The organism is Pseudaeromonas sharmana (assembly GCF_042649925.1).
Taxonomy (GTDB): Bacteria; Pseudomonadota; Gammaproteobacteria; order Enterobacterales; family Aeromonadaceae; genus Pseudaeromonas; species Pseudaeromonas sharmana.
In genome coordinates this window covers 830,516-851,456 of the sequence record NZ_JBHSAF010000014.1, presented here as the reverse complement: position 1 = coordinate 851,456, position 20,941 = coordinate 830,516, and the positions used below count along the sequence as shown (strand labels likewise).

Below are 20,941 nucleotides of genomic sequence, written 5' to 3'. Positions count from 1 at the left end.
TTTTTACCCGTTTATTGATGCGGCTGCGCGCCGTATTGAATTTTGAGCAGGAAAAGCATGAGCAAGAATATTCACGATCAACGTATTCTGATCCTGGACTTCGGTTCCCAGGTGACCCAGCTGATCGCCCGTCGCGTACGCGAAATCGGCGTCTATTGTGAACTGTGGGCCTGGGATGTCACCGAGGAGCAGATCCGCGAGTTCAACCCGAACGGCATCATCCTCTCTGGCGGTCCGGAATCGGTAACCGAAGCCGGTAGCCCACGTGCGCCGCAGTATGTGTTCGAAGCCGGTGTGCCAGTGTTGGGCATCTGCTATGGCATGCAAACCATGGCCGAACAACTGGGTGGCAAGGTCGAAGGCTCAACCAGTCATCGCGAATTTGGTTATGCGCAGGTTGAAGTCAAACAGGCCTGTGCGCTGTTTGATAAAATCGAAGATGCACTCAGCGCCGATGGCCAACCGTTGCTGGATGTATGGATGAGTCACGGTGACAAGGTGGTAGCGATTCCATCCTCGTTTGTCACCACGGCGACCACGCCGAGCTGTCCGCATGCGGCCATGGCTGATGAAGGGCGCCGTTTCTATGGCGTGCAGTTCCATCCGGAAGTGACGCACACCCGTCAGGGGGCGCGCATGCTGGAAAACTTCGTCAAGAACATCTGTGGTTGCGAGGCGTTATGGACGCCGGCCACCATCATCGATGATGCGATTGCCCGCATTCGCGAGCAGGTCGGTACGGACGAGGTTATCCTCGGCCTGTCCGGCGGGGTCGACTCCTCGGTGGTCGCCATGCTGCTGCACCGTGCCATCGGCAAGCAACTGACCTGCGTGTTCGTCGATAACGGTCTGCTGCGCCTGAACGAAGGCCAACAGGTGATGGAGATGTTCGGCGATCATTTCGGTCTGAATATCGTTCACGTCAAAGCCGAGGAGCGTTTCTTGTCTGCCCTGGCAGGCGTGGCGGATCCGGAAGCCAAACGCAAGATCATCGGTCGCGTGTTCGTTGAAGTGTTCGACGATGAGTCCAAGAAGCTGACCAACGTCAAGTGGCTGGCCCAGGGCACCATTTATCCGGACGTCATCGAATCGGCCGCCTCCAAGACCGGCAAGGCGCACGTCATCAAGTCGCACCATAACGTCGGCGGTCTGCCGGAAGATATGAAGATGGGCTTGGTCGAGCCGCTGCGCGAGCTGTTCAAGGATGAGGTCCGCCGCGTTGGTCTGGAGCTCGGTCTGCCGTACGACATGCTCTACCGTCACCCGTTCCCGGGTCCGGGCCTGGGTGTGCGCGTGCTGGGCGAAGTCAAAAAAGAGTACTGTGACCTGCTGCGTCGTGCCGATGCCATCTTCATCGAAGAGCTGCGCAAGGCCGACCTGTACCACAAGGTCAGCCAGGCGTTCGTGGTGTTCCTGCCAGTGCGGTCTGTCGGCGTGATGGGCGACGGCCGCAAGTACGACTGGGTTGTCTCGCTGCGCGCCGTGGAAACCATCGACTTCATGACCGCTCACTGGGCACACCTGCCGTATGAGCTGCTGGGGCACGTATCGAATCGGATCATCAACGAAATCAACGGCATCAGCCGTGTGGTCTACGATGTCTCCGGCAAGCCACCCGCAACCATTGAGTGGGAATAATCCCGCGCAGATTGACTTGAATTAGATTAAAAGCCCATGGAGACATGGGCTTTTTTGTTTCTAATTTTTGCATGCTCACGCCGCTCACCCCATCTTGATCAGATAGCGGGTATTTATGCCGCCTCCTGGCAATTTTTCAATGCAGCCTTTTGCTAGCAAGTCGGCCAGATGGCGAGTGGCGGTGGCCTTACTGACCTTGGCATTAGGCTGTTATGCCGGTAATGAGCCGAATCCCAATCATATTCGGCTCATGGGGTGAGCCGATAGGGTTGGCAATTCGGCTCTTGTCTTACTGATGTCGAAGCATTTATTGCGCTTAGACTCCGGCGAGTTGGTGCAGCCCGTTAGCCCAGCAGTGCCAGGTTCTGCTCTATCCGGCTCTGGATCAGACGTAGCGTTGCGGGGCTAATTGCCTGCGGCAGCAGCCTGTCGGCGATGGTTGAAAACTGACTGGCCACCTCGCTGATGTGGTCAATGGTGCGGTTAGCATTCTGTGCCGGGACTTCCGCCTCCTCGGCGAGCCGCAGCAGCGTGGCGCGATCGACGGCCAGTGCTTCACCCAGCACATCCATCTGGTGATAGCCGCCAGGCCCTTCGCAGAAGGTCACGTCATAGGCCGGGGCTAGCTTCCACTGACCGGTAGATGACATCAGGTAGGCAAAATTCTTGGGATGATCGTCCCGGTTATTGAATACCACATTGAAGACGGTACGCTCGAAGGCGAAGGCCATCTCCCGCACGTCATTGGTACAGAGTCGGGTCGCGCGCAGAAAATTAACGTAGTCCAATGCCCCCGGCGCCCGATAGTCGGCACCGGTAAAGGCGGCCAGACTCTGCATGGGGATGCGCAGGCCGTCCTGGCGGTCAAAGCGTTTGCTGGCAAAGGCTGCCAGCCCGTTGGGCAACGTGAAATATTCAGTGTCAGGCGTCTGGATGCCGCACAGCCGCAAACATTCGGCATAGACCATTTCGATGGCACACACCTCGGCGTGTTCATCCTTGGCCGGGAACTTGATGAGCCAGGCGTCAAAGCCCGGCGTGGCGGCAGTGGTAAAGGTGCCGGTGTGCGGATCGCGATAGATCAGTGCCTTGGGGCGGGCGCCTTGCGGTGAGCCGCCCATTTGCAACAGCCGCTGCAGAAATTCGCCATCTGCACCCTGCAGCACGTCCTGCACCTCAGCGGCGAGCTGGTCGAGCGGGATGTGCTGCTGTGAAAGCTTGCCCTCGGGCGCGACGGGCTCGAATGACATGGCTCCCATGGCATTGCTGCCAATATAGGCCAGTCGCTCCAAGGGGCCGATCCGTGCCGTGATAAGTCCCCGCCGCCGAAATAGTCTGTCCATCAACAGCATGCCCCAACCGTCAGGTAACGCGTCATAGACGGGCCCCGGCAGGCCTAACTGGTGAGAGGGGAAATCCCGGCGTAGTTGAGGACCTTGCAATGGCAGAGCATAGGAGGAGAGTTCCAGGCCGCGGGCTTTGGCCTCATGGCTGTACTCAAACAGGATCTGCGGACGGCCGGTGAGGGTGGTGGTCGACACCAGCGTGCCCCATAGCCAGCGTTCCCCCCAGCCCTCGTAGTAAACCTTGACTTGCTCAAGCATGGCCGGGCTTCCTCTTGATGCGCTGACGGGTGGCACTCTCTTCATAGCGGCGAATATCGTCAAGGCTCTCCAGCTTAGGCAGGAACAGTGCTTCGAGCTCTTTGGTTCGGCCAAGCACCATGGCGACGCGGACCAGGTTTTCGAAGCCGACATTGCGCCCGGCCTCCAGGTTGGAGACGGTATTGGTGCCGATGCCGGCGCGACCGGCCACATCGGCCTGGGTCATCTGTTGGGCCAGCCGCTCCATGCGCAGGCGTTCACACAGGCGCTTGACGATCTCTTCCGGCTTGCTGAAACATAAATCCAACATAATGTGTCTTATCGCGTTTTTGGTTGCTTAATACACAATATTATAGAATTAACAGCAAATTCACTCAATTTATTTAATTCCATTATCTTGTGCTTTATATCCGTTAATAAGCCAGTAACACATAATTAAATGGATTTATGCAGGAAAGGTACTGCGATGGTGGTGCACTCATCGGGTGAGTCAAATCGGGATCAAAAATGATCTTCGAGTGCATTAATAGGGGTGACCATCATTGGTCTCCCTGGCGTGGATGCTCGGCTTGAAACCTACTGACAGTAGAAAAATCTTACATGGCAGCGCCATGGTCAGTCATGAGATAGACACCGATACCATGCAAGGCATGAGAAGTGCCGACATGGTATCGGTTTTTTTGTCTGTGGCGTCAGGCAAAGTTCGTCGCGGTGATGTTCATTTTGACTGTGACGCTCCGGCAAGCCACCGTCCCCACTGACCTCGACGAGCTCAACCCGGCGTGGCGGCCATGAGTTTTGCATTGCTGTTACTCATAGCAACACCCATCGCCAAAGCTTATGATATTAGCTGTGTTTATTGGTCTTATAAAAACACTGCATTAGATTTATTTCTCTCTCGATCCCACTATAAGCGTCAAGCCAGCAAGCAGCACGGTATGAAATGAGCGCTGCGACGCTGAACCCACGTCAACCACGACTCGAGGAATAGATCCATGACCATGAACGCCATCATCTGGCCTGAAGGCTACATCCCCGGCTTTACCGAAAACTATGTATCTAACGAAGTCATCGTTGCAGGGCTCTCTGCGGCAGAGATCTGGCCGCTGCTGAGTACCCCCGCGCTTTGGCCAACTTACTATGCCAACTCCGCCAACGTGCGTTTCTACGATGACAAGGGGCCAGTACTGGCCGTTGGCGACCGCTTCTACTTCGAGACGTTCGGTTTTCCGGTCGAGGCCCAGTGCAATGAATATGTGTCACCCGCCGATGGCCAACCAGGCCGCGTTGCCTGGCACGGCTGGGCTGGCGAAGAGGGCACAGAGGGGCGCCTCGACGTGCATCACGCCTGGCTGGTTGAAGATCTGGAGGGTGGCCGGGTACGCATCCTCACCCAGGAGACACAAAAAGGAAAACCGGCCGAAGAGTTACACAACGCCAAACCCAATCCGATGATCAACGGCCATCAAGAGTGGCTGGATGGTCTGGTGGCGGCTGCCCGCGCCAACCAAGGAGCGAAATGATGAAAGCCATTGTCGTTCGTGCTCCCGGTGGGCTTGAGCAGCTTGAGGTTCGTCATCTGGCCGATCCCGGTCAGCCGGGTCCGGGGCAAATTCGTGTTGCCGTGCATGCGACGTCGCTCAACTTCCATGACTTGCTGGTTGCCAATGGCGCCATTCCCACCGAGGATGGCCGGATCCTGATGTCGGACGCGGCAGGCATCGTCGAGGCAGTCGGCGCGGGGGTTACCGAATTCAAGCCAGGGGATCATGTCGTGTCCTGTTTCTTCCCGCAATGGGCAGATGGTTTGCCATGGGATGCTGTTGGGAACTTCCGCAAGACGCCAGGTGATGGCATAGACGGTTATGCCACCGAGTATGTGGTGCAAGCTGCCAGTGCTTTCACTTTGGCCCCGCAAGGGTGGACGCATGCCGAAGCCAGCACTATCACCACGGCTGGGCTGACGGCTTGGCGTGCATTAGTGGTCGATGGACAACTTAAGGCTGGCGCCAGTGTGCTGCTATTGGGTACCGGTGGCGTATCGATTGCGGCACTGCAGATTGCCAAGGCCATGGGTGCCCGTGTCATCATTACCTCCTCCTCGAATGAAAAGCTCGAACGCGCGCTTGCCCTGGGGGCGGATGCGGTGATCAATTATCGCCAGACCCCGGATTGGGCAAAGCGTGTGCTTGAGTTGACAGGCGGTCGTGGTGTGGATCACATCGTTGAGGTCGGTGGGCCTGGCACCTTGGGCCAGTCGATCAAAGCCGTACGTGTTGGCGGACATATCGCGTTGATCGGTGTCCTGACCGGTCGCGAAGGCGCTCTGCCGACCGCCACCTTGATGGCAAAACAAGCCAAATTGCAGGGGCTAATCGTCGGTAGCCGCCGCGATCAGCAGGAGTATATTGCTGCACTGCAACAAGCCGGCATCCGCCCGGTGATCGATCGCAGCTTTCCGCTGGAGTCTCTGGCTGACGCGTTCGGTTATCAAGAGAGCGGAGCTCATTTTGGCAAGGTGGTGGTCGAATGGTAAGCGGCATTATGAAACGCTCAGTGCTTGGCATGGCGGCGATCCTGTTCGCCTCATGCGCAACAGCTGGTATGCCCGCCCAGGCTACTGCGGCCGGTAACAAACAGAACGCTATTGTCTGGCCAGCAGGCTACTTACCTGGCACCACGGACAACTTCGTATCCAATGAGGTCATCGTCACGGGTCTTGGTGCAGCCGATGTCTGGCCTCTGCTGGCGACCGCCACGAAGTGGCCGAGCTACTACGGTAACTCTGCGGATGTACATTTTTATGACGGTAAGGGACCTGTTCTGGCCCAAGGTGACCGTTTCTTCTTCAAAACTTTCGGCTTCCCGGTCGAGGCTCAGGTGACCGAGTTCGTCCCGCCAAAGCATGGCCAACCAGGCCGTGTTGCCTGGCATGGCTGGGCTGGTAAAGAGGGCAGTGCCGAGCGGCTGGATGTCATCCATGCCTGGTTAGTCGAGGATCTGGAAGGGGGGCGGGTACGCATCCTGACGCAAGAAAGTCAGAAAGGACAACCCGCACAAAAACTCGCCGCCAGCAAACCGAACATCATGATCAACGGTCACCAGGAGTGGCTGGATGGGTTAGTTGACGCTGCGCGCAAGAGCAAGGCTAAGTAACACGCCTGCCGCCGCAAACATCTTGGTATTCGCGGCGGCGACGTGTACCACCGCAGGAGAGATAACGTGAGTAATATTGCCTTTTTAGGCCTGGGTGCAATGGGTGCACGCATGGCCGCCAGGCTCATCAAGTCCGGACATCAGGTGACGGTGTGGAACCGTACTTCTGCCGCTGCCGAAGCACTGGTTGCCATCGGTGCTCGTCAGGCCGCCACGCCAAAAGAGGCGGCAGTCGGCGCCGACTTTGTCATGGCCATGGTGAGGGATGATGACGCCTCGCGTCAGATCTGGCTCGATCCGCACACCGGTGCCCTCGCCGGAATGAGCGCAGGGGCGATGGCTATTGAGAGTTCCACGTTGACGCCGCAGTGGGTGCAGGCGTTGGGGCAGCAAGTGACTGCGCGTGGCTTGGCGTTTCTCGAGGCGCCGGTATCAGGCTCTCGTCCTCAAGCCGAGGCCGGGCAGTTGATTTATCTTGTTGGCGGTGAACAACAGGTATTGGAGCAGGCCAAACCGATTTTGATGGCCACAGGCTCCGCCATTCACCATGTTGGTACTCCAGGTCACGGCGCGCTAACCAAGCTGGCCACCAATGCCTTGCTGGGTATCCAGGTCACGGCGCTGGCTGAAATCATCGGCGTGTTGCAGCGCAACGGTGCCGATGTACCAACCGTATTGGGCGCCATAGCTGGCACCTCGGTCTGGGCGCCCGTCGCTAACTACCTTGCCAGCTCCATGGTCAATGAGCAGTTTGCCCCGCAATTCCCGATTGGGTTGCTCGAAAAAGATTTTGGCTATGCCATCCAGGCAGCCGGAGCCGTTGAACAAGTCCCCACCATGGCGGCTGCACGCAAGATTTTCCAGCAGGCCATAGCGCAGGGGCTAGGTGAGCAAAACATGACTGGCGTGGTCACGCTATTCAAGGCGGACAGTCACGCTTGAGAGCACAGGCGCCGTTAAGGACGGCGCTTGCACCCTGTTGTCATGTTTTGGCGGCCGCGCACTGGGTGAACAACAGCTCTCGCAGCCAGCGATGGGCCACATCACGATGGGTTCGCTCGTGCCACGCTGCCACCTTGGTAAAGCCGGGAACCTCGATGGGTGGGTCAAACACCATCAGGTCATCCATCCCGGCAACCAACCGGCTCGGCAATATGGCCACCATATCGCTGGCGCGCAGGATCTCGGGAAGTATGATGAAACTCTTGACCGACAAGCTGACCTGTCGCTGCTGACCCAGCTTCTCCAGCGCCTCATCGGTCACGCCGCGAAATCCGCCCCCCGTGTAGGAGACCAGCGCATGGTCCAGCTCGCACAACTGGCTAACCGTCAGTTGCTTGCGGCCCTGCATGGCCGGATGCCCCTGGCGCAACGCACAGACATAGTGTTCATCGAACAGGTTTTTGGCGTGCAGATCGGGGGGCGTGCTGGCCGGTGTTAACAGCGCCAGATCAATGTCGCCGCGCTCCAACTGCAGTTGGACCTGCTTATCATCGACCGGCACCAGTGCGATCCGGATATGTGGGGCCTGTTGCTTGAGCGCAGACAGAAACGGCAAGGCGACCGCGCGCAGAGCATAATCCGTTGCGGCTATGGTAAAGGTGATGTTCGCGGTCAAGGGATCGAAGTCGGGAGCTTGCAGCAAGGCGCCAATTTCGCTGATAACCTGCTTGAGTGGCGCGCTGAGCGCCAGGGCGCGCTGGGTGGGCACGATGCCGTGCTTGGCCCGGACAAACAAGGGATCGCCAAAGTTCTCGCGCAACCGGGTCAACATGCCGCTCATGGCGGGCTGGGTCACCCCCAGTCGACTGGCGGCGCGGGTCACGTTGCACTCATCCAGCAATGCATCCAGCGCCTTGAGCAAATTGAGATCCAGCTGTGTTATTTCTTTCAAATCCATACTCCGCTGACATGGTCTGTCCCGTCTTTGCCTCTCGCTCACTACGTGCAGGGCGCGGGGAATTTGCCGCCGGCGATGTCGGTTCCTGACGACAGCCCATTCTTGTCTGCGTTGTGTCGTTGTGCAACAGCTAGTCTTGTTCATCGTCTGGTGATAGCGGCGTTGACTTAAGGGTTGTGGGCTCGGTGCATGGCACCGCATGCCATGTGCGTACTTGCTGGCTGATTATCTTGAGTGCAGGGGGCATCAAGGCCTGCCGATGCGGTTGCGCGAGGTGGCGAACAAGTTGCCGAGCGAGCGGCGTCACATTTCTTTATAATGCGCCAACTTTGGCGTCTGCCGGCTCACACCGCGAGCGTGCCCCGGCCCTGCCAGACTTCCTGATCGAGAACGAGATATGCAAACCCTCCAGCAACTGCGTTCGGGCGAACTGAACGGCGTACGTTATTTGCAACTGTGTGAAAATCTGGCCAGTTTCCCCGCGGAGATATTAACCCTCAAGGATTCGCTGGAAGTGCTGGATCTGAGCGGAAACCAGCTCACTGAGTTGCCTGATGAACTGGCTGAGTTCAGTCAATTGCGCATCCTTTTCTGCTCTGAAAACCGCTTTACACGGCTACCTGCGGTCTTGGGGCGCTGCCCGCGGTTATCGATTGTCGGATTCAAGTCCAATCGCATTCACGAGGTGCCGGCGGCGGCCCTGCCAAGCCAACTGCGCTGGCTGGTACTGACGAATAATGACATTTCGGTATTGCCTCCCGAACTCGGGCGTTGCCACCAACTGCAAAAGCTGATGTTGGCGGGTAACCGGCTGACGAGCTTGCCCGCGACCCTTGCCGCCTGCCAGAGCCTGGAGCTGGTGCGTCTGTCGGCCAATGGCCTCACGTCGCTGCCGACCTGGTTGTTGACCTTGCCAAGGTTGAGTTGGCTAGCATTTGCTGGCAATCCATGTGCGCAGCCCGCCCGCGCGCTCGAACCCGTCAAGCTTATCCCGTGGGCAACCTTGCGCATGGGTGAGCAACTGGGTGAGGGGGCATCAGGTCGCATCATGGCGGCGGAGTGGTCAGCCGGAGTTGAGTCACGACCGGTCGCCGTAAAATGTTTCAAAGGTGAGATGACCAGTGATGGCTTACCGCAAAGCGAGTTAGCCGCTTCGTTGGCGGCCGGACAGCACCCGGCGTTAATTGAACTCATCGGACAGGTTGCGGATCATCCCCAAGGCATGGCGGCGCTGGTGATGGCACTGATCTCACCGGCTTTCAGCAACCTGGCCGGACCGCCAAGTCTGGCGAGCTGTACACGAGATGTCTATGCTGCCGACACCCTGTTATCCGTCCCGGCCATGCTGGGGATTGCCAGCACCATGGCCTCGGTAGCGGCTCACTTGCATGCCCGCGGCATACTGCATGGTGATTTTTATGCCCACAACATACTGCATGATGGCGAGGGGCGGGCGCTGCTGGGTGACTTTGGTGCCGCCTCCAGCTATGAGCCCGGCTCAGCCCTGGGTGACAGCCTTGAGCGGATTGAAGTCAGGGCCTTTGGCTGTTTGCTTGAAGAGCTGGTTGCCTGCTGTAATTTACCCGTCCCGCTAGAGCATGAAATTGCGGCGCTGGTAGCAGCGTGCCTGCAACAGCCCCCATCTTCACGTCCGGATTTTGCAACCTTGCATGCCCGGTTGCAGAAACTGATTGAGACCTGGCGCGCGGATGTGTCCACACTGCCGCTTGCTGCGGTGCAGGCTGAAATGTGATGCAACGTGACGGCCAGGACGGTGTAGTACAAGCGCCGGCAACTGTCAGTCAGGCGGCAGGAAACGCACGCTTTCCTGGAGGCGCTGACACAGACGAGGCGTCAGGCTTGGCTATCCGATGATGAAGCGGGAGTGTCCAGGCCGTCGAGGGGAAGCTGTGATGCGGTGATGGCGTTGGACTCTGTAACCGGTTTGCGTTTGCGGCGCGCCCTGTCACGACACAGGCGCAGCACCTCCTGGCGCTGAGCATTGCTCATTTGCTGCCACTCGAAACGCTCCTGTCGTGAACGATAACAGCCGCAGCAATAACCACGCTCATCAGTCTGGCAAACGCCGATACAGGGGCTGGCCAGTTCGAACAGTTCCAGCTGTTCGTTATGGCGAGATGACAGCCCCCTGACCATGTTTAGCGGACTATGACGGCGGTGCCGCTTACACTGACCATCAACATGCCACCATTGGGGCCGACGACTTCGTAGTCGAGATCGATACCGACCACTGCATTGGCTCCCAGCTCCCGCGCCTTGTCGGCCAGTTCGTCCATGGCAATCTGGCGAGCTTTGGCCAGTTCGCGTTCATAGGCACCGGAGCGGCCACCGATGATGTCGCGCAGTCCGGCAAACAAGTCCTTGAAGATATTGGCGCCAAGAATAGCTTCCCCTACGACAATGCCTCGGTATTCAGTGATTTGACGGCCTTCGAGGGTGGGCGTGGTCGAAAGAATCATATGAGGTATCCTTTATCCAACTGATCATAGGCCAGCATAGCAGTTGGTAATGCAGCGGCAAGCGCCAGCTTCAGAAGGTTAATTTTTTTCCCTGCGGCATTTTCTATTTTCCTAAAGGAGCCGCATGCCGTGATTCCCGAATATTCAGAAGACACTCCATCAATCACCCACAAAACAATGAAAATAATACCTTATTTATCAAGGTCATAGCTTGGTATTTTAATGCCAGGTGGTTCCTGTCTATTCAGTGGAATTGAGCGATGCCTGCACCCGGGAGGCCATATGTATTGCCCTGTCATCGATGACACTAATAGAACTTATTGAACAAACTCGCGCCGACCGGAAATAAAAAAGGCGCAGGCTTTGCCTGCGCCGAAACGGAGTAAAAGGACTTAACTTAATCCAACAGCTTGCGGTGCAAACGTTGAATGATCTCTTCCGCCTGGTCCTCGCCGACCAGGAAGCAGAGATTGTGGGCGCTGGCACCGTAACAGATCAGGCGGATATTCACGTCATCAATGGCTTCGAAGACACGGCTGCCTGCGCCGCTAACGGTGCTCATGCTGTTGCCGATCAGGGCAACCAGCGCGAGATTGTCTTCCACCTTGACCTTGCACAGGGCGCCCAGCTCGGCCAGCACCTCATCGCTCAAGATCGACTTGCCATTGGATTGGCTGCCGGTCTGGTCCAGGGTCAGTGCCACACTGACTTCGGAAGTGGTAATCAAGTCAACCGAGATTCGGTGACGGGCCAGAATCGAGAACACCTCGGCGAGAAAGCCGCAGGCGCCGAGCATGTTTGGGCTCTGCAGGGTCAGCAGGATCTGCTTGCGACGCAGGGCCACGGCACGAAACAGCGGATTGGACTCGGTACTGGAGCGAACCCAGGTCCCTCCAGCAGCAGGATCCTTGCTGGAGCCGACAAACACCGGGATATTGCGGCGAACAGCCGGTTGCAGTGTCGACGGGTGCAGAACCTTGGCGCCAAAGGTCGCCATTTCAGCCGCTTCGGCAAAGCTGATCTCCGGGATCGGACGAGCGCTCTGCACCATCCGCGGGTCTGTGGTGTAAATGCCGGGAACGTCAGTCCAGATTTCCAGTTCGCTGACATTCAGCGCTTCGGCCAGCAGTGCGGCACTGTAGTCGCTACCACCGCGGCCCAAGGTGGTGGTCTGACCCTCGGCATTGGCGCCGATGAAGCCCTGCGTGATCACGTAATGGTTAGCAACCAGCGGTGCCAGCTCTTGCTGGCTAAGGGTACGCAATGCCTCAATGGCCGGCGTGGCTTTGCCAAAACGGCTGTCAGTACGCATCACCTTGCGCACATCGAACCAGACGGCATCATGGCCTTGCTGCTTCATCAATTCGGTAAACAAACGGGTCGACATCAGTTCACCCTGCGCGACCATGCGGTCAACCAGCGAGGCATCGGTGACCACGCTGGCTTGCGCCGCCAGATCGCGGACCTCATCCAGCATGTCGCGAATGGTTTGTACCAGCAGGGTAGGGTGGCCCAAGTCAGCCAAAATATGGAACTGGATGTCGGTCAAGCGTTGCAGCCGCTCTTCGCGCGCCTGTTGATCCAAGGTGCCTGCGGCCAGGTCGACCAACAGGTTGGTGACGCCGGCACTGGCGCTCAGCACCACAACACGGGTCTTGGGATTATTAACGACGATCTGGGCACAGCGGCCCATGGCTTCGGCATTGGCAACGCTGGTGCCGCCGAACTTGGCAACGCAAACCTGGTTCACGGGTAAAACTCCTGAAAGACAGCAAAATCCGTTTAATGTTGAAACCAAGAAGGCGGGCGTTTAAGGCGGGAAAAAAGAATTTCCTGCCAGAAGCACTTCACCCTCAGGTGACAGCCCGAGGGATTCAGCCCTCGCAGCCGACTACCAACACGTTACAGTGTGCAAGCAGTCTCGGCGTTGTACCCCCTGACCGGCCATCGACGGATACTGTCATCCTGCTGCCGGCTACCTGAACAACGCGCCTCTTCTGGTTCCCGCTTGAGGCGGGTCTAACACAAATACCCTTTCTCGGGGGTACCTGTCAAATTTACTACCCAAATCCGGAGCCAGATCAAATGTAAGCGCATACAGAAAGCCGTTTCATTTCGTGATCTGGGCTGGACTTTTTTGTTAAACAGATGAAAACAATGCTTGGTTATGTGACCGGTTCCACGAATCCCCCGATCCTGCGCTGCTATATTACGCCGCGTGGAAACCAGAAATCTCCATTGCCAAAACGGGGCCGGTTATTTTGTCGGCCCCGTCTTTTTTTATATATTTTTCAACAAGATTTTCGATCTGCGCTGGTAGTTATAGAGTTTTTGCTTAGTAACGGGCAGATCCGATACCTCTACCGGCTCAAACCCGCGTTCACGGAACCAGTGGATGGAGCGGGTTGTTAACACAAACAGCTTGTGTATGCCTTGGCGACGCGCGTGCTCTTCAATTTTGGCGACGAGCCGATCCCCACGACTGGAACTGCGATAGTCGGGGTGAATCGCGACACAGGCCATCTCAGCCATGGACTCTTCCGGAAACGGATAGAGTGCGGCGCAGCCAATGACCAGACCATCCCGCTCAATAATACTGAAGTGATCGATCTCCATTTCCAGCTGTTCGCGTGAACGGCGCACCAGAATGCCTTCCTCTTCCAATGGCCGAATGAGATCCAGAATGCCGCCAATATCATCAATTGAAGCGGAGCGAGCCTGTTCCGCACTCTGACGAACAATTTGCGTACCGATCCCATCACGGGTAAACAGCTCCTGCAGCAGGGCACCGTCTTCTTTGTAACTCACCAGATGACTGCGCGGTACGCCACCGCGACAGGAGGCAATGGCAGCTCGGAGGTAACGGGCAGTACCGGAACTGTCGTCGCCCTGTTTTTCCAGGGCCCATAGGTACTCTTCGGCTTGTTCCGGGAACAGCTCCGAGACCACCTGTCCATTTTGATGAATAATCCCTTGCTGCGAGCAAAACGAGATCAACTTATCGGCGCCAAGATGAATTGCGACCTGGGCGGCAATCTCTTCGGCATTGACGCTGAAACTCTCACCCGTGACGGAGAATCCGACCGGAGAGACCAGCACGATGGCCTGCTGGTCCAGCTGGCGACGGATACCGTCACTATCGACACGCCGTACCTTGCCGCTATGGCAGTAGTCGATGCCGTCGTCGACGCCGATCGGCTGTGCGGTAACAAAGTTGCCACTGACGACATTCAACCGTGCCCCTTGCATTGGGGTGTTGACCAGGCCCATCGATAACCGAGAGGTGATCTCCAGCTGTAGCCCGCCGCAGACCTGCTTGATGATACGGAAGCTGTCGCTGTCGGTAACGCGGATACGTTTGTGAAAGCGGGAGCGGATCCCGGCCTGGGCCAAGGCGTTGTCAATCTGTGGACGAGCACCAAACACCAGAACCAGCCGAATGCCCAAACTCTGCAGTAGGGCTATATCGGCAACCATGTCGTTGAAATGCTCATCGGCAATGGCTTCTCCCCCCACCATGATGACGAAGGTCGACCCCCGGTGATGATTTACATAGGGAGTGGAATGACGGAAGGCATTCACCAGTACGGCATCTCTTTCGCGGACCATCAGTTTATCCTTGCTGTGATAGTGGCATCATGATCGTGAAAAACTGCGCCGCATGCAAGTATAAATAATCACTAAAAATGATTTTTTATGTTTATCAATAACGTTGAGGCTGCAGAATTCAGATCTGCATTATTTGCTCTAATTCACCGTTGAACCGCAGGGTAGTCTGCTAAAATCGCTTACCGATTGTTGGATGTGCGGCCAGTATTCGCGTCACTGGATACACCTTGCATGCGACAACAATACACGCACCGGGCTTCCGCCGTGGCGACGTCGCCAGCTTCTCAAATCCACCGTTAAGGCTTGGTTCTGATGTCAACACAAGGCAAACTGAAGCGAGTTTTTATCGCCAGACAAAGGAATTGCGAGGATGTTAGGCAAGCAGGTCAGCTTTATTGTCGATCACAAGGGCAATCGTCAGGCCGCTGTGGTTCCGATTGATATCTTCGATGAATTGATGGCCCTGCAGAAGGCGTTGGCCAGCAGTACGCCGGGAGAGCGGGAGCGCTATTACTTCAGTGTGAAAGGCGCTGAGGCGACAGGGTATCCGGTCGGACAACGTCAAAAACCTGGTTTTGTGGTGCTGGCAGGCTCTCGCGTCAATGGTGAACAGGCCGGTTCCCTGCGCGAGCCAGTCATTGAATTGCGTGAGCAGTTATTGGGCAAAGGCGTATTACAGGCTGACGCGTCCGGTTATGTGTTCTTGCAGGACCAGTTGTTCAACAGCCCCAGCCTGGCCGCCAGTCTCATTGCTGGCAACAATCGCAGTGGCCTGGATGCCTGGCGCAATCAGGATGGTTTTACGCTCAAAGAGTCCGGGTTCGGAAAGAAGATTTGATTCTGCCAGAGGCTAGGCGAGGAACGGTTGGCATGACATGACGCTGGTGCAGACGATGGCAACCGTGTCGGGTGTCATTCTGACACGTCAGGCGAGCGATCGCCTGCAGGATCCTGCGACAACCAAAGCCAGTCTCGAGCTCTGGTTAGCGACAGCGCAGGGGCCTGTGCGGTTGATATATGATGCTGTTGCGCCTTCATTTTTTTTGCTTAAACAGGATCAAGCCACGGCCGCAGCCCTGTTTAAGCAACATCATCTGCATGGCTGGTGGCGCGCGACCCGCCTTTCTTCCTTTGACAGTGAGCCCTTAGTTGCATGTTGCTTCGAGTCATTGACTCGTCGTCAGCAGGCTTTGGAGTTACTGCAACAGCATCGGCTTGAAGTCTTGGAAGGCGATATCCGGCATGTCGATGCCGTGTTGATGCAACACGGCATTACCTTCGGTGTGGCGGCGAGCGGGCGTTTGGTGCGTCACAGTGGATATTCCGAGTTGCGCGCGGAACAGCTGATGCCCTGTGACGACATACCTGCGTTGCGCTGGGTCTCCCTGGATCTTGAGTGCGCGGCTGATGGCTCTTTGTATTCGATTGCCATCAAGGAAAATTCGGGGGCGCGGGCGTGTGTCCTGATGATCGGCTCCCAGCGTGATGTCATGACGGATGTGCCCATCGAATGGGTGGCTGATGAAAAACAGCTGTTGCTACAGCTGACCACCACGCTGCAACGGTGGGATCCGGACCTCATACTAGGATGGAATGTCGTCAATTTTGATTTTCGTCTGCTATTGCAACGAGCCGAGCGTCATCGGATCAAACCTTATTGGGGGCGAGGGGGCGCGCAGGCCCGCTGGCGCGAGGGCAAGATCGCCGGTAATGGCCAGGTTCTGATCCCCGGCCGCGTGGTGGTGGATGGCATCAGCAGCCTGAAATCGGCGAGTTGGCAGTTTGACAGTTACAGTCTGCAAGCCGTTGCCCAGCAGTTGTTACAACGCGGCAAACTTATCGATGGCGACCTGGATCGCCAGGCTGAAATTACCCGTCTGTATCATCAGGATCCCGTCGCACTGGCTCGCTATAACCTTGAGGATTGCCAGTTGGTGCTGGAGATTTTTGCGCACTGCAATCTGATTGATTTTGTCTGCCTTCGAGCCCAGCTCACCGGGTTGGAGTTAGATCGTTATGGTGGCTCGGTTGCGGCATTTGGCAACCTGTACATACCGCGGCTACACCAACGAGGTTATGTGGCGCCGAAGCTGGGACGTATCCAGGGGGCTCCATCTCCTGGTGGTTACGTCATGGACTCGTGTCCAGGCTTTTACCGACATGTCCTGGTGTTGGACTTTAAAAGCTTGTACCCCTCGATAATTCGCACTTTTTTGATAGATCCATTGGGTTTGGTGCTCGGGTTACAACAGCCTGCCGAGCTGCATGGCAAGAGTACGGTTCCGGGAATGCTGGGGGCTCAATTCTTGCGAGACGATCCGATTTTGCCCAGCTTGATCGCCCGACTATGGCAACAGCGTGATCTGGCCAAACAGCAGCGTGACAGTGCACGCTCCCAGGCCCTGAAGATCCTGATGAACTCGTTTTACGGGGTACTCGGCTCTACGGGATGTCGCTTTTTTGATCCTCGGCTGGCTTCCAGTATCACCTTGCGTGGGCAATGGATTATGCAAGAGTCAGGGCGCTGGATCGAACAACAGGGCAGGCAACTGATTTATGGTGATACCGATTCGCTGTTTGTCTGGCTGGGTGATGACATTGATACCTCTCAGGCCGAGACGATAGGCCAGGGTCTGGCCGCAGGAGTGACGGCCTGGTGGCAACAACGTCTGGCAGAGGAGTTTGCGTTGCAGTCTTGCCTGGAGTTGCAGTTTGAGCGTCATTATCAGCGTTTTTTAATGCCGACCATCCGTGGTACCGAATTGGGTAGCAAAAAACGCTACGCGGGACTAGTGCAGCAAGAGGGGGCTGAACGTATGGTGTTCAAGGGATTGGAGACGGTACGTTCTGATTGGACCGAATTGGCGAAGCAATTTCAGCAGGGGCTGTATTGGCGCATCTTTCATGACGAGGATCCAGCGGAGTTTATTCGCCGTTTTGTTTGCGATACCCGCGAAGGCAAACTGGATCACTGGTTAGTCTATCGTAAACGGTTGCGACGGCGTCTGGATGAATATCAAAAGACGATGCCACCGCATGTCAAAGCGGCACGGCTGGCTGATGAGGCCGAACAGGAGCGTAGCGGCCCCCTGACGGCACGGCGTCATGAGATCCGTTATCTCATCACGACGCAGGGGGCTGAACCACTGGAGTATCGTCAGCACCCTATTGATTATGAACATTACATCGATAAACAGTTACGGCCCGTAGCGGAAGCGATCCTGCCATTTATCGGTCGTCGTTTTGACGAGTGGGCGGATGAACAGCTATCACTGTTTTGATTAAACGCTGTGTTGCGATAAAACCCGTCCGGTATTGAACTAGCCGCCGATTTTTTTCACCTGATAGCCACTGGCCTGTAGTAATGCCATGACTTGTTCGAGTTTCTCGCCCTGTATTTCGATGATCCCCTGCTTGATAGCCCCCCCGCTGCCACATTTTTTCTTCAGCTGGCTGGCTAAGGCTTTTTGCTCAGTTTCGGCGACGCCCTGGATCGTGATGACGGCAGCCCCTTTGCGCCCCTGGGTTTCCCGGCGCACTCTCAGGATGCCGTCTGCGCTGCCTGCGTTGGAGGGCTGAGTCGTGGGCGGTTTGCCATTGGTCCATTCAGTGGAGTAAACCAGCTTGCTGTCTGACATCTTATATTTTGCTCCAAATCAACTATGCCGATTATACCGCGACGCAGGTCAAATAATCTGCTTCCTTTTACGAGGGTTTTTCCTATAATCACCATCAGTGATAACTATTATCAGTTAAGGTTGTGAGGTGCCCATGTATCTGAATGAGCTTAAACCCGGACAAGCCGTGCGGATTGTCAGCATGGGATCGTTGGAAGGTCCAGTGCGTAGACGTCTGATGGCGATGGGGTTGCTGCCCCATAGTGAGGTCCGTTTTTTGCGGCAGGCTCCGTTAGGTGATCCGTTGCAGATCACCACCGGCAACATCACGTTGTCGATTCAGAAACAACTGGCAATGCAGATTGAGGTAGTCGCCGTATGAAATGGAATTTGATGACGGTTGGGAATCCTAACAGTGGCAAAACCTCGCTTTTCAATGCCCTGACTGGTGCCAATCAGCAAGTAGGGAACTGGAGCGGTGTCACCGTTGATAAAAAGAGCGGTTCATTCAGTGTCCAGGACCAGCATTACCAACTGATCGACCTGCCAGGGATCTATGCACTGGAAAGTCGAGACAGTTCGATTGATGAACAGATTGCCTATCGCTATGTACTGACGCACCAACCCGATCTGGTGGTCAATGTCATCGATGCCTCCGCTCTGGAGCGCTCCTTGCTGCTGACATTACAGTTGCGCGAGTTGGGACTGCCGCTGCTGGTGATTCTAAATAAATATGATGTCGTCAAGAAGCGGCGTCAGTCCGTCGATGTTGATGCGCTGGCACGAATTCTCGGTTGCCCGGTTGTGGCATTGTCGGCTTACAACCGCAAGGAAGTGCAGGCGCTGAAGACCAAGTTGCCGGATTACATCGCAGCAGCCCGTCAGCCGGCGTTGAGTCTGGATTATGGTGCCGAATTTGAGGCGTTGATCGCCCAGCTGCAGCCCCTTGTCACGCATGAGCACTTCTCGACACGCGGCAGCGCGGTTCGGCTGCTGGAGCAGGATCAACTGTTGCTGGAGCAGCAGGATGAGCGGGTTAAGAGTCTGCTGCCATCACTGCAGGTGCAGGCTACCGGAATGGATGCCGAACTCACTTTGGCTGATGTGCGTTTTGGTTTCATCCATAATCAGGCCCGCAGTTGTTTGCAGCAACATGGCAAACTCAGCGTCAAAGCCAGTGAGCGCATCGACAATCTGTTACTCAATCGTTGGATTGGCATCCCGGTGTTTTTGCTGGTGATGTATCTGATGTTTCTTTTCTCTATCAATGTCGGCAGTGCGTTTATTGATTTCTTTGATATTTTTGCCGGCGCCTTGTTTGTTGATGGTATTCGGCACTGGCTCTCCGCATGGGGGACGCCCGAGTGGCTGGTTTCCGTGCTTTCTGATGGTGTGGGCAGCGGTATCCAGACGGTTGCGACCTTCATCCCGGTTGTCGGTTTCTTGTATCTGTTTCTTGCTGTGCTTGAAGCATCAGGTTATCTGGCGCGTGCTGCATTCGTCGTCGATCGGGTAATGCGCAAACTCGGGTTACCTGGGAAAGCATTCGTACCCATGTTGATGGGCTTCGGCTGTTCCGTGCCGGCATTCATGGCTGCTCGGACCTTGAATGCCGAACGTGAGCGTCTGATGACGTCAGCCATGGCGCCGTTTATGTCCTGTGGTGCGCGTCTGCCTGTGTATGCATTGTTTGCCGTGGCTTTTTTCCCGGAGTCCGGGCAGAACCTGGTGTTCCTGCTGTATCTGATTGGTATCGCGGTGGCGATTGTAACGGGCCTGGTTTTGCGTAAAACCTTGCTGCCGGGTACCAGTGAATCGATGCTGATGGAGATGCCGGATTACGAAATCCCGCGTCCAACTTATGTACTGATCAAAACATGGCACAAGCTGCGTAGCTTTATCTTCGGGGCGGGCAAGACCATTGTGTTGATGGTCACCGCGCTGAGCATGCTGAATTCGTTGGGCACGGATGGGAGCTTCGGTAACCAGGATAGCGAGAAATCAGTTCTTAGCCATGTGGCCATGGCCGTTACGCCTGTGCTTTCGCCTTTGGGTATTCGCGAAGATAACTGGCAAGCGACGGTGGGCATCGCCACCGGGATCTTTGCCAAAGAGGCCGTGGTCGGGACGTTAAACAGCCTGTATCAGAGCCCTGTTGGTGAAGAAGAGGGTGAGTTCAGCCTGCTGGATAGCTTCTACGAAGCACTGGCATCGATTCATGAGAATCTGCAAGCCATCAATCCGTGGGATCCTGCGGGGTTGGAACTCGGCGATCTGGAAGATAAGAACGCCATGGCCGAGGAGCAGGAGGTCAGCCTGTCGACCTATGCCAATATGCAAACGCACTTTGATGGTCAGGTAGGGGCTTTTGCTTACTTGCTGTTTATTTTGCTGTATATGCCTTGTGCCGCGGCGATGGGCTCCCTCGTTCGTGAGACGGGTCGAAATTGGGCGATTTTTACTGCGCTGTGGTGCAACGTGATGGCGTTCATGATCTCGACCCTCTATTACCAGTTAGCAACGTTTGCCGCGCATCCGCTGCAGAGCCTGGCTTGGGTGGCCTTCTATATGGTCAGTGCCGTCCTGATTTGGTGGGGTATGCATCGTAAGGGCAACATTCTGGCTCGCAAGGTGGTGCTGGTATGATAGTGCGTGAACTCGGAGCCTTATTGGAACAGCGGCAACGCATGTCGTTACAGGAGCTGTCTCGGCATTTTGCTGCCGATGAACAGGCGATTGATGCCATGCTGGGTATCTGGATGCGGAAAGGACGGATCCGCAAGCTGCAATCAGGTGGTTGCAGCGGACGATGCTGTGGGGAACGCGAAACAGTGATGTATGAATGGTTACCCCAGGGGCAGATTGGTTTGATTCAGCATTGAATCTGCTTCATATGTCTGGAGCCCGCGCAAGCGGGCTCTGTTGTTTGCGGCCCAT

Annotated in this window: 20 protein-coding genes and 1 riboswitch; of the genes, 11 read left to right on the top strand and 9 right to left on the bottom strand. The window is 56.2% G+C overall.

The annotated features are described in order from the left end of the window. Window positions 1-57: 57 nt before the first annotated feature. The gene (gene guaA / locus ACFOSS_RS13560) at window positions 58-1,638 is read left to right on the top strand and encodes a glutamine-hydrolyzing GMP synthase (protein ID WP_377153404.1); all 1,581 of its coding nucleotides are present in this window, start codon (window positions 58-60) and stop codon (window positions 1,636-1,638) included. A gap of 344 nt (window positions 1,639-1,982) precedes the next feature. Here guaA and ACFOSS_RS13555 read toward each other — a convergent pair whose 3' ends face one another. Together ACFOSS_RS13555 and ACFOSS_RS13550 are read right to left on the bottom strand one after the other, a co-directional pair. Then, window positions 1,983-3,242: a type II toxin-antitoxin system HipA family toxin gene (locus ACFOSS_RS13555; RefSeq protein ID WP_377153402.1), complete on the bottom strand. Its 1,260-nt coding sequence runs from the start codon at window positions 3,240-3,242 to the stop codon at window positions 1,983-1,985. Further along, on the bottom strand, window positions 3,235-3,552 hold the full coding sequence (locus ACFOSS_RS13550) for a helix-turn-helix domain-containing protein (protein WP_377153399.1): 318 nt from the start codon (window positions 3,550-3,552) through the stop codon (window positions 3,235-3,237). The genes ACFOSS_RS13555 and ACFOSS_RS13550 overlap by 8 nt, the downstream gene beginning before the upstream one ends. Before the next feature lie 685 nt (window positions 3,553-4,237). Between ACFOSS_RS13550 and ACFOSS_RS13545 the strand changes: the two genes are divergently transcribed. From ACFOSS_RS13545 to ACFOSS_RS13530, 4 genes are all read left to right on the top strand, one after another. Next, window positions 4,238-4,765: an SRPBCC domain-containing protein gene (locus ACFOSS_RS13545; protein WP_377153397.1), complete on the top strand. Its 528-nt coding sequence runs from the start codon at window positions 4,238-4,240 to the stop codon at window positions 4,763-4,765. Further along, window positions 4,765-5,778 carry a zinc-dependent alcohol dehydrogenase family protein gene (locus ACFOSS_RS13540; protein ID WP_377153395.1) on the top strand — a complete coding sequence of 338 codons (1,014 nt, stop codon included), beginning with the start codon at window positions 4,765-4,767 and terminating at the stop codon, window positions 5,776-5,778. The genes ACFOSS_RS13545 and ACFOSS_RS13540 overlap by 1 nt, the downstream gene beginning before the upstream one ends. A gap of 8 nt (window positions 5,779-5,786) precedes the next feature. Next, window positions 5,787-6,398, top strand: coding sequence for an SRPBCC domain-containing protein (locus tag ACFOSS_RS13535; protein WP_377153393.1), 612 nt, complete (start codon window positions 5,787-5,789; stop codon window positions 6,396-6,398). A gap of 66 nt (window positions 6,399-6,464) precedes the next feature. Then, entirely contained in the window at window positions 6,465-7,340 is an 876-nt protein-coding gene (locus tag ACFOSS_RS13530; protein WP_377153391.1) for an NAD(P)-dependent oxidoreductase, read from the top strand. Between the two features lie 40 nt (window positions 7,341-7,380). On the opposite strand, the gene ACFOSS_RS13525 is transcribed toward ACFOSS_RS13530, so the two are convergent. Then, window positions 7,381-8,292 (bottom strand): LysR family transcriptional regulator, encoded by a 912-nt coding sequence (locus ACFOSS_RS13525; RefSeq protein WP_377153389.1) that lies wholly within the window; start codon window positions 8,290-8,292, stop codon window positions 7,381-7,383. A 403-nt stretch (window positions 8,293-8,695) separates the two neighbouring features. Here ACFOSS_RS13525 and ACFOSS_RS13520 point away from each other — a divergent pair, with 403 nt between their 5' ends. Continuing rightward, window positions 8,696-10,051 carry a leucine-rich repeat-containing protein kinase family protein gene (locus ACFOSS_RS13520; protein ID WP_377153387.1) on the top strand — a complete coding sequence of 452 codons (1,356 nt, stop codon included), beginning with the start codon at window positions 8,696-8,698 and terminating at the stop codon, window positions 10,049-10,051. A 101-nt stretch (window positions 10,052-10,152) separates the two neighbouring features. Here the strand turns inward: ACFOSS_RS13520 and ACFOSS_RS13515 are convergent, their stop codons facing one another. The 5 genes from ACFOSS_RS13515 to argA all read right to left on the bottom strand — a co-directional run bounded on the left by ACFOSS_RS13515 (window position 10,153) and on the right by argA (window position 14,387). Beyond that, window positions 10,153-10,455: a DUF1289 domain-containing protein gene (locus tag ACFOSS_RS13515; protein ID WP_377153384.1), complete on the bottom strand. Its 303-nt coding sequence runs from the start codon at window positions 10,453-10,455 to the stop codon at window positions 10,153-10,155. A 2-nt stretch (window positions 10,456-10,457) separates the two neighbouring features. Beyond that, window positions 10,458-10,778, bottom strand: coding sequence for a heavy metal-binding domain-containing protein (locus ACFOSS_RS13510; RefSeq protein ID WP_377153382.1), 321 nt, complete (start codon window positions 10,776-10,778; stop codon window positions 10,458-10,460). Next, on the bottom strand, window positions 10,775-10,945 hold the full coding sequence (locus ACFOSS_RS13505; protein ID WP_377153380.1) for a hypothetical protein: 171 nt from the start codon (window positions 10,943-10,945) through the stop codon (window positions 10,775-10,777). Before ACFOSS_RS13505 ends, ACFOSS_RS13510 begins: the two co-directional genes overlap by 4 nt. Before the next feature lie 230 nt (window positions 10,946-11,175). Beyond that, window positions 11,176-12,528: a lysine-sensitive aspartokinase 3 gene (gene lysC / locus ACFOSS_RS13500; RefSeq protein ID WP_377153378.1), complete on the bottom strand. Its 1,353-nt coding sequence runs from the start codon at window positions 12,526-12,528 to the stop codon at window positions 11,176-11,178. Window positions 12,529-12,610: 82 nt separating this feature from the next. After that, a riboswitch (Lysine riboswitch) is annotated at window positions 12,611-12,783 on the bottom strand. Between the two features lie 275 nt (window positions 12,784-13,058). Beyond that, window positions 13,059-14,387 carry an amino-acid N-acetyltransferase gene (argA, locus tag ACFOSS_RS13495; RefSeq protein WP_377153376.1) on the bottom strand — a complete coding sequence of 443 codons (1,329 nt, stop codon included), beginning with the start codon at window positions 14,385-14,387 and terminating at the stop codon, window positions 13,059-13,061. Window positions 14,388-14,757: 370 nt separating this feature from the next. On the opposite strand from argA, the gene ACFOSS_RS13490 reads away from it, so the two are divergent. Then, window positions 14,758-15,225, top strand: a complete 468-nt coding sequence (locus tag ACFOSS_RS13490) for a DUF4357 domain-containing protein (protein WP_377153374.1) — start codon at window positions 14,758-14,760, stop codon at window positions 15,223-15,225. A 55-nt stretch (window positions 15,226-15,280) separates the two neighbouring features. Further along, window positions 15,281-17,668, top strand: coding sequence for a DNA polymerase II (locus ACFOSS_RS13485; protein WP_377153372.1), 2,388 nt, complete (start codon window positions 15,281-15,283; stop codon window positions 17,666-17,668). Between the two features lie 39 nt (window positions 17,669-17,707). Here the strand turns inward: ACFOSS_RS13485 and ACFOSS_RS13480 are convergent, their stop codons facing one another. Beyond that, window positions 17,708-18,025, bottom strand: coding sequence for a translation initiation factor (locus tag ACFOSS_RS13480; protein ID WP_377153370.1), 318 nt, complete (start codon window positions 18,023-18,025; stop codon window positions 17,708-17,710). 133 nt (window positions 18,026-18,158) lie between these two features. Between ACFOSS_RS13480 and ACFOSS_RS13475 the strand changes: the two genes are divergently transcribed. Genes ACFOSS_RS13475 through ACFOSS_RS13465 form a run of 3 tightly spaced genes read left to right on the top strand, consistent with a single transcriptional unit; the run spans window position 18,159 to window position 20,886 of the window. After that, entirely contained in the window at window positions 18,159-18,386 is a 228-nt protein-coding gene (locus ACFOSS_RS13475) for a FeoA family protein (protein WP_377153368.1), read from the top strand. Beyond that, the gene (gene feoB, locus ACFOSS_RS13470) at window positions 18,383-20,650 is read left to right on the top strand and encodes a Fe(2+) transporter permease subunit FeoB (protein ID WP_377153366.1); all 2,268 of its coding nucleotides are present in this window, start codon (window positions 18,383-18,385) and stop codon (window positions 20,648-20,650) included. Before ACFOSS_RS13475 ends, feoB begins: the two co-directional genes overlap by 4 nt. Beyond that, complete coding sequence (locus ACFOSS_RS13465) at window positions 20,647-20,886, top strand: FeoC-like transcriptional regulator (protein ID WP_377153364.1); 240 nt, start codon at window positions 20,647-20,649, stop codon at window positions 20,884-20,886. The genes feoB and ACFOSS_RS13465 overlap by 4 nt, the downstream gene beginning before the upstream one ends. The last annotated feature ends 55 nt before the right edge of the window (window positions 20,887-20,941 follow it).